Origin of the sequence: Paenalcaligenes niemegkensis (genome assembly GCF_022230885.1) — a bacterium.
GTDB lineage: Bacteria > Pseudomonadota > Gammaproteobacteria > Burkholderiales > Burkholderiaceae_B > Paenalcaligenes > Paenalcaligenes niemegkensis.
Genome location: NZ_JAKGCT010000004.1, coordinates 2,052,608 through 2,070,295, shown reverse-complemented (window position 1 = coordinate 2,070,295; position 17,688 = coordinate 2,052,608). Strand labels below are relative to the sequence as shown.

Here is a 17,688-nt window from a genome sequence, read left to right as displayed (position 1 = left end):
AATATTGGTAGTCATAAATAGATTCTTTCGCGATGTTTTTAGCAGGAGACAACGATGAAAAATTGTGTTTTACAGAAAGCCAACTTTTTACGGCATTAAATAAGAAATAAGGAGAGAGGACTTGAGAATAAAAATCATCCCCACAGCAGCGTCTTTGCTTTTACTAATGGCTAGCTCGTTAAGCCATGCCACAGTGACCTTGTACGGAGTGATCGACACTGGCATAGGCTATGACCAGAATAAGGGCAACAGCAGCTATAGCCAGAACCGCACAGACGCCACAAGGTTTAAAGTCTCACGCATAGGCTTGAACAACGGTGTCCATTTTGGCAACCGCTGGGGGCTACGAGGGACTGAAGACCTAGGCAACGGCCTGCGCGCTAACTTTATGCTGGAAAACGGCTTTGACGTGCGAACCGGCCAAGCTACGCAAGGAGGGCGTCTGTTTGGACGCCAGGCGACACTAGGTTTGTCCGACGACAACTGGGGTCAGATCGATCTGGGCTTGAAAAACAACATGGCAACCGAGTACTTCAGTATGGCCCATCCCTTGGGTAGTGGTAGCGGCATTGTCGGTTTTGGCTCCACGTTCAGCGTCGCCAACACGGTCCGCTATGACAATCAAATCCAGTATCAGACGCCCACGATACATGGCGTACAGTTCGGTATCGGGTATTCATTTAACATTAACGGCGAGCAGCATTGGGATGCCCGGCAGCCTGATGGAACCAATACCAAGGACGATAATATCCGCGCCGTGACAACGGGGCTACGCTACAACCAAGGCCCGTTAAGTGCCGCGCTGATCTATGACCAGTTGCATATCAACACGCGCGTGGGCGGTGGCGCCAGCCCTGATGTAGAGAAAACACGCGTAAGTGCCTGGGCAGCTGCTGCCAGTTATAGCTTCGACGTCGTCAAAGTGTTTATGGGCGTTGGCCAGACTCGAGATGGCTTATTTGCAACTCACGTTTTCGGGATAAATCATGTCAGTTCCGCGCTGCCATCTTTTGCGGCCTTGCCAGGCCTGCGTATTAACTCCTATTCGCTTGGCGCCACGATACCGCTAGCCGGCGGCCGTTTCTCGCTAGGCTGGACCATGGCAGATCCTCGAAACCTTCCGGAAAGCATCACTGGAGCAAATGCAACGGCGAAACGCCAGCAGGTATATTCACTCGGCTACAACTATGACTTATCCAAACGCACCATGGTGTATGTCTATGCAGGGTACGCCCGTCATCAGACTTTCCTGCCTGATGCGCGCGCCACTCAGCTAAATGTCGCCTTCAATCATAAGTTCTGATGCGGAAATAAATAGAGCTCCACTATTACAGTTTTTAAGGAGCGTGCTTGTTACTCTGAATATGTCATTAAACAGAAGGAGTAAAGGCATGAGTCTAAAAGCATCTATGGCCGTGGCAGTATTGACAGCAGGGGGTTTGTTAGTAGGGTGCTCTACGCCTACAGAAATCACGACGACTGATGGTCAAACGGTAACGAGTCCTGACAGGCCGCAGGTTAACGACAAAGATGACTTTATTACCTATGAGAAAGACGGTAAAGAAGTAAGGGTGAATAAAGACGAGGTACGAAGAATGGAAGAGGTTAAATAGGGGCTTCAAAAAAGCTGTTCCAGTGGAGCACTGGGACAGCTTTATATAGGAAGAGACGGGTGGTCTTAACGCTCTTTCTGCATGACTTTTAAAGTGTCAATAATGCCAGTTAGTGCCTGATCCCACACTTTCTCATCCTGAGCAAAACAGATACGGAAATGGCCGGTTCCGCCTAATCCAGACTGATAACCAGGGTTAACAATTACTCCGGCATCATTTTGCAAGCGTAGGGCGACCTCTTGATCAGAGGCTTCAAAAGCTGTAATTCGAGGATACATATAAGAAGTACCACCGGGAGTAATGACATCGACTAGCCCTGACTGTCGCAGTCGATCGACGCCCGTGTCCCGTAACGCCTGATATTCTTGAATGCGTGCACTAATCAACGCCTCGTCATCTGATAACCAATGCTTTAATAGATGCTGAGCATAAGCAGGCGCACGTAGAGCGGCTACACTTTGCACATCTTCCATACGATCTATTAAGAAGGCCGGGCCAACGGCTACGCCTAACCTATAACCACTCATAGACTCTGTTTTTGATGGGCCCAAAACAGTTAATGTTCGTTCTTTCATCCCTTCTAGAGTGGCTATATGTAAAAAAGGACGATTGTCGTAGATTAGACGAGAATATAATTCATCGGCAATTATGAAGACATTGTACTTTTGGGCCAGCTGCGCAATGGCTTTAACCGTTTCAGGTCCATGAATTATGCCTGTAGGGTTGTTAGGGTTAGAGAATAGAAATACTTTTGCCCCTTTTTGGAAGGTTTCTTCAAGTTTGTCTATATCTACACTAATGGTCTCTTTGTTGCGCCACAGTAAAGGGATTGTAGTAACTTCGGCTCCAAAATAACGCATCATACGATGATTCGTTAAGTAGTCAGGATCCATAACTGCGACCTTATCCCCAGGCTGTACCAATGAAGCTAAGGCAGTATAAAGAGCCCCTTGAGTGCCTGGGGTCAGCATAAGCTCGGTGCCGGGATCAAACTCTAAGCCCAAAAACCTTGATAAATGAGGATGCAGCGTTTCACGCACTGCACGGTCTCCCCGATACGACGTATATGTATATGAGCCACCGCCTTGAGTAGCTTCTGTAAAGACTTTAATAGCCCAGTCAGGCGCTGGAAAGCGTCTGGTATCAGCATAGGTCAGATCAATTAACGAGGTATGTTTCCAGGTGTTTTGCTCTAACTCGCGCTCTGCCGCTCTTAGGCTTTTTCCTAGCTTTTCTTGATGCTCGGGTAACTCTAAACGATGAATTCGCTCCGTGGTATGGGTGACGCTACCTAACTCACTCATGATGGGTTTCCTTTTTTGTATTTAGGAGATGAATGGGATTTATCACTAAGCTGTTGCTCCTCGACAATATTTAAGAGGGTGAGGCAACCATCATTTATATGCATTTCAATCAGTTCACGAACGCGAACGGCCTGTCTTTCTTTAATATGACGGACCATTCTGTAGTGCTCGAGTATGGATTTGTGGACGTTAGTATGTCGATCTTGAGCGTAGAAATGAACGTATCTATCGCTAAGGTTGCGTAAACGATCTACTAAACTACAAGCGTGCTCATACCCTGAATAACTATAAAAAATAGTGTGAAACTGTCGATCCAAGCTGACATATTTTTCTATGTCTTTTGCTTCTACAGCAGACTCTTGATCTTCGATGAGGTGCTGAATAGTTTGAATACCAGCTTCATCGATTTTTGTTGTAGCGACTTCCCCAAGCATACTTTCCAGAGCACACCGGCTAGCGTAGATATCTATCAACATAGTGGTGGAGAGCGGAGTAACAATTACGCTACTGTGTGATCCCCGGCTAGTTAAGAGGCCGTCCGCTGTGAGCTGTACTAATGCTTGCCGTAGAGGCATGCGACTGATATTGAGCTCGTTAGCTAGCCAGACCTGATCAATCCTCTGTCCAGGAGCTAAGCGCCCTGTGGATATCCAACTACGTAGGGTTTCAATAGCCCATTCACATTTAGTGGAAGGAGTGGGAGAAAGTTGGTTCGTCGTATTCACAACTACCTCAAGCTAAAAGTTAATAACACCGAATCATAAATTGAGTCCGCCTATAAATAAGGTTTACTTAGTAGTACGAGGATTATTGCTTATTGGATCCAATAAGGCAAGTGGACTCATATTCAAAAGCCCCTAGTAGATGTAAACCCTATGTATTTACTTGCTTATAAGCGTTGACCTTTCTTTTTGGATACTCTATATTTTCAGAAATCACGCATTTTTGGATCCATTTTGAACTGGGAATATATTTGTAGATCCCTCAAGGGGTCAGCACTGGAGGGCACGTGAGCAACGAAAAATTAACAACTACTACAGAGCGTACGTTTAAGGATGAAGAGTACCAAAGCAGACTAAAGCAGGTACGAGCTAATATGGCCCAGGCCGAAATCGACACTTTATTAGTGCAATCTTTCGCCAACATTTTCTACTTAATTGGGCATCAAACCACAGGATTAGCTAATTTTCACTGCTTGGTGATCCCTTCACAAGGTGAGCCTTATTTGGTGGTACGCCGCTTAGAGCTACTGATGGCACAAGCAAGTAGCTGGATCACGAATTTTACCGTGTGGGAAGATGTTGACGACCCTGTGGAAGTAACAATTCAGTCTTTACTGGAGCATGGCTTAACCAAGGGATCCATCGGCTTAGAGCAGTCTGCTTTAGCAGTTTCTGCAAGGCAATTCATGCTTATGCAGCAGCATTTAACGGATGCAGACCTAATGGATGCTTCTGGCTTGGTAGAGAAATGCCGTCGCGTAAAAAGCTCAAGAGAAATTGATTACATAAGAGAAACCGGCAGAATGACGGTAGCGGGCATGCAGGCCGCCCTTGACCAGATAGGAGAGGGACGTAGCGAAAATGAGATAGCCGCTGCGGCGGTTTCCACTATGTATCGTCAAGGGAGTGAATACATGGCTCGGGAGCCCACCGTTAACTCGGGTACACGATCTGGAATACCTCACACCACATTCAAGCGCCGTATTATGCAGCGGGGTGATGCGGTTCTATTAGAAATGAGTGCTTCATATAACCGCTACTCTGCACCCTTAATGCGGTCAGCCTTTATTGGTGCGCCTTCTTCGGAAGTAGAAAAATGGGCAGAGGCATGTGTTAACGGACTTGAGGCCGCTTTAAAAACTGTGGCTCCGGGACGAACAGGCGGTGATATTGAAAAAGCCGTTAGTGATGTTTATCGACAGTATGGATTAAGTGCAGGCAAGCGGGCAGGCTATTCCGTCGGTATTGGTTTTCCAGTGACGTGGATGGAAGCCGAGATTATCTCTCTGAAACAAGGAGATAGCACGGTGCTAGAGCCGAATATGGTATTTCATATTGTGCCAGCGTTGCGTCAACCCCATCGTTTCGCCGTAGGTTGCAGCGAAACCGTACGAGTAACTGAAACAGGCGTGGAGATATTGACCGGCATGGAGCGTAAGTTATTTATTAAATAACCACTTTAGTAATGAGGAATTCATAAGGCTAATTACTGTAAAGGGGAAAGTAAGTGTCACAAACATTAAGTGAAACTATTTTTTCATAATTCTTGCTTCAGTATCTATGACTATTAGCGATAAAAAAGTGTCGAGTTAGCTCTTTTATAACTAATAGCTTTAGATCAACACACATAAGAAGCACAACCATAATAATTACTGTGAGGAGACTGTCCAGTGAAAACATCACTATGGAAACTACCGAAGGGCCTGCTATGCCTAGGATTAGGAGTTGGCTTAAGCCTGCCCTTAGTCGGGGCTAAAGCCGCCTATCCAGAACCCAACAAACGATTGAAGGTGATTGTGCCTTGGGATGCGGGGGGAGGGGTGGATCTTAGTATGCGTTTCATCCAACGTGGTTTGGAAGAGGCGCTAGGTATACCTGTGGATATTGAAAACTTGCCTGGAGGTGGATCACAAGCAGGTTTAATCCGCTGCTCTTTAGCGCGCCCGGATGGCTATACCTTATGTGCTACAGCTTTACCCAGTACGAATATGACGTATCTGTTGCCTGAGCGTAAAGCTCCTTACAAACGTGCAAGTTTTGTACCGGTGGGCACCTATGCTATTGAGTTCGGGTCTTTAGTGGTAGCAAAAGACAGCCCTTATCAGTCAGTAGCAGATGTGATAAAGGCAGCGAAAAAAAATCCGGGAAACATCCGGGTAGGAAATGCTGGCCGAAATACGAATGCACACATTGACTTGCTGCAGCTAGAAAAAGTAGCAGACGTTAAGTTTGCTCCTGTTTATTTTAGTGGAGGGACAACTGGGGTCACAGCACTAATTGGTGGCCATATTGATGCTTTGTCCTCAACACCTTCTAACTATATGGGGCAATATAAAACCGAAGATGTGAGAGTGCTGGGAATTATGAGCGATGAACCCAGCAAGCTTTTGCCAAATGTGCCTACTTTTGCTTCTCAAGGCCTAACTCTAAATCAATTTACTACTCGTACATTGGCCTTTCAAGAAGGGGTAGACAAAGAAAAAGTCGCCATAGTTGAGCAAGCATTAGAGCAAGTAATAAAAGATGCTGACATAGGAAAAAGGTTAGCGGATTTAGGAACTCAATTGCGATGGATGAACTCTACCGAGACGAGTGAATTCTGGGAACAGCTTGATAAAGATCTGGTAAAGCTAACTACAGCGGATGTTAAATGATGAGCCAAGAACTCAAACCGAATTTTCATCTTAAGTATGCCTCAGCTGTAGGGTTATTGTTGTACTCCTCATACATTATTTATTCTGCACTTCAATGGAGTATTTATTCTACTGCAGGGCCTGGTCCAGGGTTATTTCCTTTAGTTCTGGGCGGCGCGCTTCTGATACTAAGTGTAGTGTGGTTATTTAAATTTTGCGCCGGTGATGCGGATATGCAGCAAAAATTAGGTAAGGCCTCTTATCTGAGAATTGGCATCGTAATTGTTTTATATTTGTTTGCTATTTTTTGCATGGAGACTTTAGGTTTCGCTTTAACTTCTTTCATTATAGTGGCTGTCAGTATGTATGTGTTAGGCAAGCATCACTTCCTGCTTATAGGAGGAATAGCCTTAACTACCAGTCTACTGTGCGTGTTGATTTTCCAGAAGGCCTTAGGTGTTCCTTTACCTTCCATGAATATAGCCTGGTTAGGTTAGGGAGTTAGGTATGGAGTCTATTTCTTTATTAATGCATGGTTTCAGTAATGCGCTGCAATATTCGAACTTACTATATGCCTTAGCTGGAACTGGTTTGGGCATGTTAGTAGGAGTTTTACCTGGATTAGGTCCAGCTGCAGCCGTGGCCCTATTGCTTCCATTTTCTTTTGCTTTAGATACGACGGGAGCCATCATTATGTTGATTGCCATTTATTATGGCAGTCTATTCAGGGGAACAATTACTGCAGTTTTACTTAACGTACCTGGAGAAGCTACAAGTGCTATTACGTGTTTTGATGGTCATCCTTTAGCTAAAGAAGGCAGGGCAGGCCCCGCACTTTTTGTGGCTGCCATTTCTTCGGCAACTGGAGGTTTAATCGCCACGATAGCCTTGGTTATCGCCGCACCTATAGTAGCAGGCTTTGCTTTTAAATTTGGGCCACCTGAACAGTTAGCTTTGTTGGTTTTTTCTTTATCTTTATTGATGGGTTTGTCAGGCGCTTCGATGATAAAAACATTAATAATGGGTATTTTTGGACTAACCTTAGGAACTGTTGGCTTAGATCCTACACAAGCTTATCCACGCTTTACATTCGGAGTTCCTGAACTCTTTGAAGGTCTATCTTTTGTACCTATCGTTATGGGGTTGTTTGGTTTAGCTGATATCTTTGTTCAATTAGAGCATCGGGCTAAAAAGCAAGAGGTACTGAAAATAGGTAAGTTAATGCCTTCGAAGAGCGAGTGGAGGTCGGTAATAGCTCCTATCGCTCGTGGTTCAGGTATAGGGTTTTTTCTAGGTTTAATCCCGGGAATGATGCCTTCAATTTCGTCATTCATAGCTTACTCTTCTGAAAAAAGTATCGCTAAAAACCCTGAGCGCTTTGGTAAGGGAGCGGTAGAGGGAGTGGCTGCTCCAGAGGCCGCTAATAACTCGCATGCTCAGGCTACATTAATACCGTTATTAACGATGGGTATTCCTACTACTCCTACCATTGCATTGATTTTAGGAGCCTTCCTAGTTAATGGTATCGTTCCGGGTCCTTTGTTATTCAGAGATAATCCTACTTTGGTGTGGACAATTATTGCCAGTTTTTTCGTAGGTAATATTCTTCTGTTAATTTGGAACCTACCTTTAATCAGAATGTGGGTCTCTATTCTAAAAATTCCGCCGTCTATTCTCTACACCATAATTATTGTATTAATGATAATAGGTTCTTACTCTGAATATAACGGAATTTTTGGGGTTTGTTTACTGTTGGGTGCAGGCTGTTTTGGTTATTGGATGAAAAAACTCGATTTCCCTGTGGCACCTTTAATTTTGACGTTAGTGCTAGGTCCTATGCTTGAAGAATCTCTAATACGTACCCTGGAAATGTACCCAAGCGGGGGAGTTATAGAAATATTTCATCGGCCTATCGTTTTAGGTATGTCACTTCTGACAATTTGTTTTTTTCTTTTCTTTATCTATAAATCATTCTCTAGACGATCAGTAAGCCTACAGCAGCTTCCTGGTGGTTCAGCGTGATCTCAACAAATTTAGGAGACAACGTTTAATGTCGTATAACTCTCAGCTCACTCGTCCCGTTATTTATGCTGCTAACGGTATGGTTGCTACCGGGCACCCTCTAGCAAGTCAAGCTGCTTTAGCTATCTTGCAACAAGGGGGCAGCGCCATGGATGCGGCTATTACCGCCTCTGCTGTGTTGTGTGTAGTGGACCCCGCAGCGAGTGGTGTGGGCGGTGATGCCTTTTATACTTATTATGATCACCAAACAGGGAAGCTAGAAGGTTTAAATGCTTCTGGAAAATCTGCACAACGTCTAGATCCAGGACAATTTAAGAACGGTATACCCACTTACGGGGCCTTGAGTCCCACTGTGCCAGGCATTGTTCATGCCTGGGGGAGGTCGTGGAGAGACATTGCTCATTTAGTTTGAAAGAGCTGTTAGCTCCGGCGATTTCCTATGCGCGAGATGGTTTTGTGGTGTCCGCACGGGTGGCAGGAGCGTTTCAAAGAAAAGATAGTTTACTAAAACAATGCGAAAACACCATTAATACTTATCAAATTAATGGTCGCTGGCCACAGGCGGGTGAGATTTTACGCCTGCCAGATCTCGCGTACAGCTTGGAGCTTATTGCCAATCAGGGTGTACAGGTAATGTACACAGGTGAATTAGGTGAGCGTATTATTAGCGCACTCGAAAGACATGGTGGATTATTGTCCATGGATGATCTAGAGCAGCATCAATCCTATATTGAAGCGACTGTCTTAGGTCATTACAGGGGTTATCAAATAGCCGTACAGCAGCCCCCTACTATGGGAACACTATTGCTGCAACAGCTGGCTTTGATGGAAGCAAGCAGAGTCCCTGTTACGGGCTGGGACTCTGCTGATTGGATTCATTTAATGATTGAAGCTAAAAAGGCTTCTTTTAGCGATTTAAGTGCTTATTTAAGTGATCCCGGGCACTGCGAGATTAAACCTGAACAGTTATTAGACTCTGCTTATATTAAACAGCGCGCTTCAGATTTATCACTAAGTCAGGCCGCCTCTTATGTACCGGGCGAGATAGGTGCATTGTTGAGCCACACTACTTATTTAACCATCGCCGATAAAGAAGGCAATGTAGTCTCGTGGATTCAAAGTGTCTTTAATGAGTTTGGCTCCTGCTGGATAGCGCCGGGCACTGGCTTCGTGATGAATAATCGTCTATCTGGTTTCTCGAATGACTTAGAGCATATTAACTGTGTGGCCGCTGCCAAGCGTACGGCCCATACACTATTGGCTCCTATGGTGCTTAAGGATAACAAACCTGTTTTAGCCTTAGGTACCCCAGGCGATTATGGTCAAACGCAAACCAACCTACAAGTGATTAGTTATATTTTGGATCATGGTTTTGATGTGCAGCGCGCTATCGATGCCCCAAGATGGCGCAGCCTTGAAGGCATGGAGGTTGCCATAGAGGGGCGTTTTTCTGCCTCATTGATCAAGGAGCTATCTCAGCGAGGCCATGCAATGCAAGTAATGGAGGACTGGACTGATCTTATGGGGGGGCTCAAGCGATAGCTATAAATCAACAAAGCGGTTGTTTTGAAGGAGCCGCTGATGCTCGTCGAGAAGGCTATGCCTTAGGCTGGTAATTGGGAGAAAGCAGTGAATTATATTAAACAGCGTTGCAAGCAGCTGGGATTAACATTACCCGTAGTGACTGCAGGGGGCCGCTACGCGCCTTATCGAAGAATAGGTGATCAGCTTTATTTGAGTGGCCAGGTCTCTCGCACCGATGACGAGATGATTCAAGGACCAGCTGATGATTCTGACATTGAAAAGATACAAGCCGCTGCGCGTGTTGCTGCTCTGCGGTTAATTAGCGTAGCAGCGGAAGCTCTTAGTGAAGGTGAGCAGATACGCTTAGTAAAATTAAATGGCTATATCATGGGTGCGGATGGCTTTACTTTGCATGCTCAAGCGATGAATGCGGCTTCTGAACTATTACTGGAGGTATTGGGAGATGACTTAGGTAATCATGCCAGAACCTCTATAGGTGTGCGCACCTTGCCCCAGTCAGGCTTAGTGGAATTGGAGCTGAAAGGCACAGTGGAAAAGCAGTAGCTGAGTAAGTGTATTTAGCTAGCATCATTTCTTTCTTGGCTTGATGCTAGGTTGATTTTAAAGCACGGCAAGGTTCGTTAAACAGGCGTCTTTCTTTACGTTTTTGTAAGTGGGGTGGCTGAACCTGGCATTTGTTCGCCGCCCCTGTTGCACTCTTTTAAGAGCGTTGACGAGCTTGACTTTGCTTGTCGTGCGAATATACTTATGCACATCAAGGGGAGTAGCTTTTCTTCGTAGCATCGTCATTACGGCTGTCTTGCAACGCTTTGCAAGCGCCCGGTGCCCGAGCAACATACCATGTTGCAAGCGAGACCTTGCCATTAAGGGCAAGGTCTATACTCCAGCGATAGCTGTGGCCTGTGTCCTGACGGAACAGGCCTTTTTTGCGTTGTCTGGTGCTCACTTTGTCTACATGCCGTGTCATTCAAGCAAGGGGGCCATTGCGCTCGGCCTGATTCGTTTCCCTTCGTCTTTTTTACTTTGTTATTTAAAGGGTGACTTATGCTTGAATTTTTACAGACACTGAGCTGGGCGGCAGTCTTTCAGATCATTCTGATCGACATTTTGCTGGGTGGCGATAACGCTGTGGTCATTGCGCTTGCGTGCCGTAATTTGCCGCGCAAGCAACGCATGCAAGGCATCTTGTGGGGTACAGCTGGTGCAATCGGCCTGCGTGTGGTGCTAATTGCTTTTGCTTTGACATTGCTGAGTATCCCGTTCCTGAAGATTGTGGGCGCCTTATTGCTGGTGTGGATCGGAGTTAAGCTCCTGATTCCTGACGGGGATGGACATGGCAATATTAATGGCAGTACATCGATCATGTCCGCGGTTAAAACGATTATCGTGGCAGATTTCGTGATGAGCCTTGATAACGTCATCGCCATTGCGGGGGCAGCGCAGGGGGCAAACCCGGAGCATCAAATAGGCCTGGTCGTGTTTGGCTTGGTGATTAGTGTGCCCATCATTATCTGGGGAAGTACCTTGGTATTGAAGCTAATCGATCGCTTCCCCAGTGTCATCACATTCGGTGCGGCCTTGTTGGGCTGGATTGCCGGCGGAATGCTGATCACTGACATTGTCATTGTCGAGCGGTTCGGTGAACCTTCAGGTGTCCTGAAATTGGCTGTCGAAGCAGTTGGAGCCCTGTTTATTGTGTTGCTGGGCCGTTGGTTTGCACAGCGGAAGCGGGCGGCCATGGTGAGTGTATAAATAGCTGTTAGGCAGGGCAGCGCAGTCTACCAACGATTGCCGCTGGATCTATGGCGGTCCACTCAGAGCAGGTTTTATTTTGAGGCTTTGGCTTCTAGCTTTTTTAATAATGCATCAAGCAACACGACTAAATAAGAGGTGTTTGGGTTATGAGTGGCGGTCAGAAGGCATAAGTCGCCCTGCCGGGCTTGCTTGAGTAAAGGTTCCAACGTCTCGGGAGTCTCAAGTAGCTGCTTTTTATAGGCTTGTTCGAACATCTCGGCGCTTAAGCTGCCGTCGTGCAAGCCTTTACGCAAGGCGGGTGCTGGGCCAGCATCTTTGTACCAAATAATGGTACCTAGATCGGCCTTGCTAATGCCTCGCGGCCATAAGCGATCAGTAAGCACATACGAGACATTTTTCGTTTGGCGCTGGATAACTTCGTGTATTTGCTGCAGTTGAATATCGTAAGGCATGACGGGGCCCCTTATTTAGAGGTTTGAGTGATGTGGAGAAGCGTAAGTGGCAGCACTAAACTCTTTTTCGCTAGAGTCAATTTGGCTGATTAGCCAATCACGCAGGGGCTGGATGTTTTTATGCCGCACCAATTCGTCGTCGCGCTCAACAATATAGAATTTATAACTGGTGCATAAGGTTTGATTGATGACCGGCAGTAGGGATTTTGACTGCAAGTATGAATCAATCAGGTTTTTCCACCCTAATGCGATACCTTGGCCACTGAGTGCGGCTTGTATAACCATAGAATAGTTGTTGATGTTGATGCGTCGTTTTGGCCGCAGTGGAGTCAGGTTTTGTTTGCTGAACCAATCGTCCCAAGTGATCCAATGAGTTAACGACTCGTCAAGGTGGAGCCAGGTGTGGTTTGCCAAGTCTTCAAGACTATTGATAGGTCCGTGCTGCTCTATATAGCCAGGTGAGCACACCGGAACTATCTCCTCAGAGTGTAATGGGGTGCTTTGCCCCTGTAAGGGCGGTGTCCTGAAATAATAAATAGCTAGGTCGTAATCGTGTAATTGGGTCTCCAGGGGATTGTCATGCGCCACGATACGTAATTCTATATCAGGGTAGAGAGCATTAAAGTCGGATATACGCGGTATAAGCCACATAGACGCTAGAGCAGTGCTGGTGGCAATCGTTACTTGTTGTTTACCTTTCCAATGTGTGATTTCAGCCGTGGCCTGAACTAACGGTTGCAAGGATTTTTGTACTGCTACTAAATATTCTTCGCCCGTCTTAGTCAAGTTAACACTTCGAGTCGTCCGGTCAAGCAAAGTGGTGGATAAAAATTCCTCCAGAAGAGCAATCTGACGACTGATAGCTCCTTGTGTGACGTGCAGTTCATTGGCTGCACGTGTGAAGCTCGCCAGCCGTGCTGTGGCTTCAAACGATAACAGTGCCTTAAAGGGTGGCAGTGGATTGAGTTTCATAGGGATAACTTTTTTATAATAGTCGTGAATCAAAGGGGTAAGTGCTAAGTACTTCAGGCCACATTATCTGTAATTAATACCTGGTCCTCTCGCTTTACTCCTGGGCCTCCTGTTGTGCGTCTACCGTAGTTTTCTACGCACATAACCATTCCCTGATTATTGATTTTATATTTTTATGGATCCCTGATTATTGAGTCGGCTCAGAGGATTAAGCAAGGGATTTTTTATGATCAATTCGTCAGTAAAACTCATCAATGCGTTGTGACTTTAAAGTTTTAAGTTAAAGCCGAGTTATGAGAAATCATGATCAATAAGAGAAATAAAATCGTTTGTAGCGATGATTTTAACTTCTGATAATAGGATTATGCCGTAACAGCCTCAAGGCAAGACGACTAAAAACTATCAATCAGGAGACAAATCAATGAGTCATTTTTTAAAAAATAAAGAAATGATCAAACTACACTTGGAGCGTGTGCTCGAGCCAATAGAACATTCGCGAGGCCTCTCCAACCCTTTTTATACAGATGAAACGGCATTCCGTTTTGAACGCGATAATGTATTGAGTAAAGAGTGGGCAGCCGTTTCTTTTTTAAGTGATTTAAAAGAATCTGGTTATGTAAAACCACTTGATTTTATGGAGTTACCCTTGGTCATTGTGCGCGATAAAAATGATCAAATTAAGGTGTTTCATAATGTATGCAGTCATCGAGGGATGAAGTTAGTCCATGAAGAAGGGAAAAATCATGGCGTGATGGTCTGTCCTTACCATGCCTGGTCTTATAATTTGGACGGAGAGTTAAAGGGAACACCGCATATTGGTGGTGTGGATAAACATACGGATGAAAGATTTAATTGTGAAAACAATGGGTTGAGAGAAATCCGCAGCCATGTTTGGTTTGGTATGGTTTTTGTGAATCTCAGCGGAAATGCTCCTGAATTTACGGATTCAATTGCGCCATTAACCGAGCGCTGGTCAGAGTTCCTGGGGCCTGAAAGCATGAACGCTTGGGTTGAGGCTGATGACTGTAAGCATCAGCTGAGCGTCAAGTGCAATTGGAAACTTGCGGTGGATAATTACTGTGAAGCTTACCATTTGCCATGGGTGCATCCTGCGCTAAATAGTTATTCCCGCCTCGAGGATCACTATAATATTTTGTTTGCAGATAACTTTGCTGGCCAAGGGAGTTATGTATATAACTTAGCCGAGGTTGCAGGTACGTCATTGCCTGTTTTGGAGGCTTGGCCCCAAGACAAATTACGCCATGCCGAGTACATTGCCCTATTTCCAAATGTCTTGCTAGGCATCCAAGCAGATCACGCTTTTGCGATGATACTGGAACCCCTAAACGCAACAGAGACCACAGAGCATTTACGCTTATTTTACGTCGGGGAAGAGAGTGCAAATGCGCCAAAGTATAAGCAAAATCGAGCAGAAGTATTAAATTCTTGGTGTGTGGTTTTTGCAGAGGACATTGGTGCCGTTGAAGGCATGCAGGTAGGTCGCAACTCTCCTGCTTACCAAGGTGGGGCTTTCTCGCCAGAGCTTGATCAACCGACTCATTATTTCCATAAGTGGAACGCCAGACGCTATTTGGGTGCAATGGAAAACGCTTAAGGAGTCATGAGATGCAAATGCCCGCACAATGGTCAAACTTCATTAATGGTCAATGGGTGGGCAGCGACCAGCAGCTGCCCATTTTTAACCCGGCAACAGGAACTCAGATAGCCACGGTGGCACAGGCCACAACAGAGCAGGCCACACAGGCATTAGACGGCGCGCAGCGCTGTATTGCAGAACGTAGGTTAAGCAAGGGGCGTCCTGCGGACCGTGTATGCCTCTTGTTGCGTGTCGCCAGCGAGATTCGCAAGATTGCAGAATATGGTGCAAAAATACTGTGTTTGGAAAATGGTAAACGTTACAGCGATGCCCATGATGAATTTGTAGAAGCTGCCCGTTACTTTGAGTATTACGCGGGCATGGCTGACAAAATTGAAGGTGTGTCTATCCCACTGGGTGATGACTATGTGGATTACACCGTTTATGAAGCAATAGGAGTTTCGGTACAGATTGTCCCTTGGAATTTTCCAGTTTCAATTTGTGCACGTTCTTTGGCACCAGCTTTGGCTGCAGGTAATGCTTGTATCGTTAAGTCTCCAGAGCTGTCGCCGCTGGGACTGTGTGTTTTATTTGAAGCGCTGGAAAAGGCTGGGTTACCAAAGGGTGCAGCTCAGCTGTTATGTGGGTTAGGCTCTGAGGTTGGGGGTTTTTTAGTCAGTAGTCCCAAGACTAATCAGATTGTTTTTACTGGGTCAGTGCCTACCGGCCGCCGTATTATGCAGGCTGCTGCTCATTGGGCGACACCCTGTGTGATGGAGCTGGGAGGGAAATCGGCGGGCGTTGTTTTAGAAGATGCTGATATACATGATCTGCTGGTCAATATTAAAAGCGGCATCTTTTTAAATTCTGGCCAGGTATGTTCAGCATTATCTCGACTCTTGGTACACCGTAGTATTTATGCTCAGGTTATTGAGGCGGTAAGTACGATGGTTAAAGGGCTAACGCGCGGCGACGGCTTTTCAGGCGCCGATATCACGCCTGTGATTTCAGCGCGCCAGCAGCAACAAATAGGTGAGATGTGTAAGTTGGCTCAAGAAGAAGGGGCACGGCTGGTTGTCGGAGGAGGTATTGAGTCTGAGGTCGAAGGTTTTTATGTGCAGCCTACGGTATTTGCAGACGTATCACCTTCTATGACTATTGCACAAGAAGAAGTCTTTGGGCCTGTGTTGTGCATTATGCCCTTTGATACCGATGAGGAAGCCATAGCGATTGCAAATGGCACTGACTACGGGCTGGTTGCAGGCGTGTTTACCAATGATCTGCGGCGAGCAATGAGGTTTACGCAACAGTTGCGAAGTGGGCAGATATTTGTCAACGAGTGGTATGCGGGAGGAATCGAAACCCCGTTTGGTGGGGTGGGGCTTTCCGGGTATGGCAGAGAGAAAGGGCAAGAGGCTCTGTATAGCTATGTTCGTACAAAAAATATCGCTATCAGCCTGAAGGGACAATAAATGAATTTACCATGTGATGATGCAAGTTCAGGCTGGTATCGTATTTTACCGGAACCGTCTCCTCCCCTTGAATTAACGCAGGATATCAAGGCGGATTTTGCTGTAGTCGGCGCAGGCTTTGCGGGCTTGTCCGCCGCTCGTCAGTTGGCGTTGAATCATCCTGAAGCAGTCGTAATTCTTATCGATGCGCAATCTGTCGGGGAAGGGGCCTCTGGTCGAAACTCAGGCTTTGCAATAGACCTGCCGCATAAGTTTGCGCTTGAAAATCCGGATAAGCAGTTTAAACAACGCTTACTTAGATTAAATCGTTCTGCAATTGAGCAATTAGATCTGTTAGTGAAGCAATTTAAGATAGATTGCTACTGGAGCGCCGCTGGTAAATATCAAGGTGCAGTAGGTGAACGGGGGCAGGTATTTCTGAGTCACTTCGCAAACCTTATGGATCAGCTGGGCGAGCCGTACGAATGGGTTAAAGGCGAACAGCTTGATTCGGTATTGGGCACATCGTATTACAGGGAGGCCATCTATACGCCCGGCGGCTACTTGATGCAACCGGCTGCTTTAGTCAGAGGCTTAGCTAGACACTTACCTGAAAATGTACGGTTATTTGAGAACTCACCCGTCTTAGAATGGGGGCAGGAGCCAACGAAGGGCTGTTTTCTGCGTACCGCTAAAGCCAAGGTACTGACCGATAAACTTATTTTCACTACTAGTATTTATACTCGTGAATTTGGTTTTCTGAAAAATCGCTTATTACCTATTGCCACTTTTGCGAGTTTAACTCGTCCATTGAACGAGGCCGAGCAAGCGACTTTTACCGGGCAGTATAACTGGGGGTTGACACCTGCAGACCACGCAGGAACTACCCTGCGGATGACGGCAGATAAGCGCATCATTGTGCGTAATACCTATCGTTATGCTCCTCGTTATGGCAAAAGCATTTCACAGTCTGAGCGCGACAAAATAGCTCGTTCGCATGCACAGTCATTCTTACGGCGTTATCCACAATTCGGTCATGTGCCATTCGAGTACACCTGGGGAGGAACATATGCAATTTCTCGTAATTTCACTAACTTCTTTGGGCAGCTTGCCCCAAATGTGTACGCATCAGCCTGTGATAATGGAGTAGGGGTGACTTGGGGAACGATTTCGGGTCGTTTGCTTGCCGATCTGGCTTGTGGGAAAAATTCTGATTTATTAGCTGATATTCAGGCTGTGACTGGTATGCCAAGCCTTAACCCGCCCGAGCCATTGTCAGCTTGGGGGGCTCGTAGTCGAATTTTTCTGGCAGCGAGGCAAAGTCAGGGAGAGCTGTAAACGTTTTACAGTCAAGGCGACTGAATTTGTGGTGCAAAAATGCAGAGTATTCAAGACTCCATTTTTATGGGGTCTTTTTTATGGAGTAACCACCTGGTGTTTACCACTATTTAGGGGGTGTGAGATGTTTGGATGAAAAAACCAGATGACTCAAACTGCTAGAGTTATGAGTTTTTATCAATAATCTAAGCTTTTAAATCGTTTGTTGCGACACATATTTTTTTTAATAATGAATCATAAGTATTTGACATAGATCAATAATAAAAATGATCTATATAAAAGGT

15 protein-coding genes and 1 pseudogene are annotated in these 17,688 nt (G+C 45.8%); 12 read left to right on the top strand and 4 right to left on the bottom strand.

The features are described from left to right. Positions 1–121: 121 nt before the first annotated feature. Both L1889_RS14095 and L1889_RS14090 read left to right on the top strand, forming a co-directional pair. Positions 122–1,303 (top strand): porin, encoded by a 1,182-nt coding sequence (locus L1889_RS14095; RefSeq protein ID WP_238665633.1) that lies wholly within the window; start codon positions 122–124, stop codon positions 1,301–1,303. A gap of 88 nt (positions 1,304–1,391) precedes the next feature. Continuing rightward, positions 1,392–1,613: a YgdI/YgdR family lipoprotein gene (locus L1889_RS14090; protein ID WP_238665632.1), complete on the top strand. Its 222-nt coding sequence runs from the start codon at positions 1,392–1,394 to the stop codon at positions 1,611–1,613. Between the two features lie 65 nt (positions 1,614–1,678). On the opposite strand, the gene L1889_RS14085 is transcribed toward L1889_RS14090, so the two are convergent. Together L1889_RS14085 and L1889_RS14080 are read right to left on the bottom strand one after the other, a co-directional pair. After that, entirely contained in the window at positions 1,679–2,917 is a 1,239-nt protein-coding gene (locus L1889_RS14085; protein WP_238665631.1) for an aminotransferase class I/II-fold pyridoxal phosphate-dependent enzyme, read from the bottom strand. Then, positions 2,914–3,642, bottom strand: coding sequence for a GntR family transcriptional regulator (locus L1889_RS14080; RefSeq protein WP_238665630.1), 729 nt, complete (start codon positions 3,640–3,642; stop codon positions 2,914–2,916). Before L1889_RS14080 ends, L1889_RS14085 begins: the two co-directional genes overlap by 4 nt. A gap of 284 nt (positions 3,643–3,926) precedes the next feature. Between L1889_RS14080 and L1889_RS18885 the strand changes: the two genes are divergently transcribed. The 7 genes and pseudogenes from L1889_RS18885 to L1889_RS14040 all read left to right on the top strand — a co-directional run bounded on the left by L1889_RS18885 (position 3,927) and on the right by L1889_RS14040 (position 11,591). After that, a complete protein-coding gene (locus L1889_RS18885; protein WP_238665629.1) occupies positions 3,927–5,093 on the top strand; it encodes a M24 family metallopeptidase in 1,167 nt (388 codons plus the stop codon). Positions 5,094–5,309: 216 nt separating this feature from the next. Beyond that, entirely contained in the window at positions 5,310–6,293 is a 984-nt protein-coding gene (locus tag L1889_RS14070) for a tripartite tricarboxylate transporter substrate binding protein (protein ID WP_238665628.1), read from the top strand. Then, positions 6,290–6,769: a tripartite tricarboxylate transporter TctB family protein gene (locus tag L1889_RS14065; RefSeq protein WP_238665627.1), complete on the top strand. Its 480-nt coding sequence runs from the start codon at positions 6,290–6,292 to the stop codon at positions 6,767–6,769. The genes L1889_RS14070 and L1889_RS14065 overlap by 4 nt, the downstream gene beginning before the upstream one ends. A gap of 10 nt (positions 6,770–6,779) precedes the next feature. Further along, the gene (locus L1889_RS14060) at positions 6,780–8,294 is read left to right on the top strand and encodes a tripartite tricarboxylate transporter permease (RefSeq protein ID WP_238665626.1); all 1,515 of its coding nucleotides are present in this window, start codon (positions 6,780–6,782) and stop codon (positions 8,292–8,294) included. 28 nt (positions 8,295–8,322) lie between these two features. Next, positions 8,323–9,836, top strand: a pseudogene (locus L1889_RS14050) (gamma-glutamyltransferase family protein). Positions 9,837–9,923: 87 nt separating this feature from the next. Continuing rightward, positions 9,924–10,382: a RidA family protein gene (locus L1889_RS14045; protein WP_238665623.1), complete on the top strand. Its 459-nt coding sequence runs from the start codon at positions 9,924–9,926 to the stop codon at positions 10,380–10,382. A gap of 501 nt (positions 10,383–10,883) precedes the next feature. Next, positions 10,884–11,591, top strand: coding sequence for a TerC family protein (locus tag L1889_RS14040; RefSeq protein WP_238665622.1), 708 nt, complete (start codon positions 10,884–10,886; stop codon positions 11,589–11,591). Positions 11,592–11,665: 74 nt separating this feature from the next. Here the strand turns inward: L1889_RS14040 and L1889_RS14035 are convergent, their stop codons facing one another. Both L1889_RS14035 and L1889_RS14030 read right to left on the bottom strand, forming a co-directional pair. Continuing rightward, positions 11,666–12,046, bottom strand: a complete 381-nt coding sequence (locus L1889_RS14035; RefSeq protein WP_238665621.1) for a DUF488 domain-containing protein — start codon at positions 12,044–12,046, stop codon at positions 11,666–11,668. Between the two features lie 15 nt (positions 12,047–12,061). Next, positions 12,062–13,018, bottom strand: coding sequence for a LysR substrate-binding domain-containing protein (locus L1889_RS14030; protein ID WP_238665620.1), 957 nt, complete (start codon positions 13,016–13,018; stop codon positions 12,062–12,064). A 421-nt stretch (positions 13,019–13,439) separates the two neighbouring features. On the opposite strand from L1889_RS14030, the gene L1889_RS14025 reads away from it, so the two are divergent. Genes L1889_RS14025 through L1889_RS14015 form a run of 3 tightly spaced genes read left to right on the top strand, consistent with a single transcriptional unit; the run spans position 13,440 to position 17,404 of the window. Beyond that, positions 13,440–14,633 (top strand): aromatic ring-hydroxylating oxygenase subunit alpha, encoded by a 1,194-nt coding sequence (locus L1889_RS14025; RefSeq protein ID WP_238665619.1) that lies wholly within the window; start codon positions 13,440–13,442, stop codon positions 14,631–14,633. Positions 14,634–14,644: 11 nt separating this feature from the next. Continuing rightward, positions 14,645–16,087 carry an aldehyde dehydrogenase family protein gene (locus L1889_RS14020; RefSeq protein ID WP_238665618.1) on the top strand — a complete coding sequence of 481 codons (1,443 nt, stop codon included), beginning with the start codon at positions 14,645–14,647 and terminating at the stop codon, positions 16,085–16,087. After that, complete coding sequence (locus tag L1889_RS14015; RefSeq protein WP_238665617.1) at positions 16,088–17,404, top strand: NAD(P)/FAD-dependent oxidoreductase; 1,317 nt, start codon at positions 16,088–16,090, stop codon at positions 17,402–17,404. Positions 17,405–17,688: the final 284 nt, after the last annotated feature.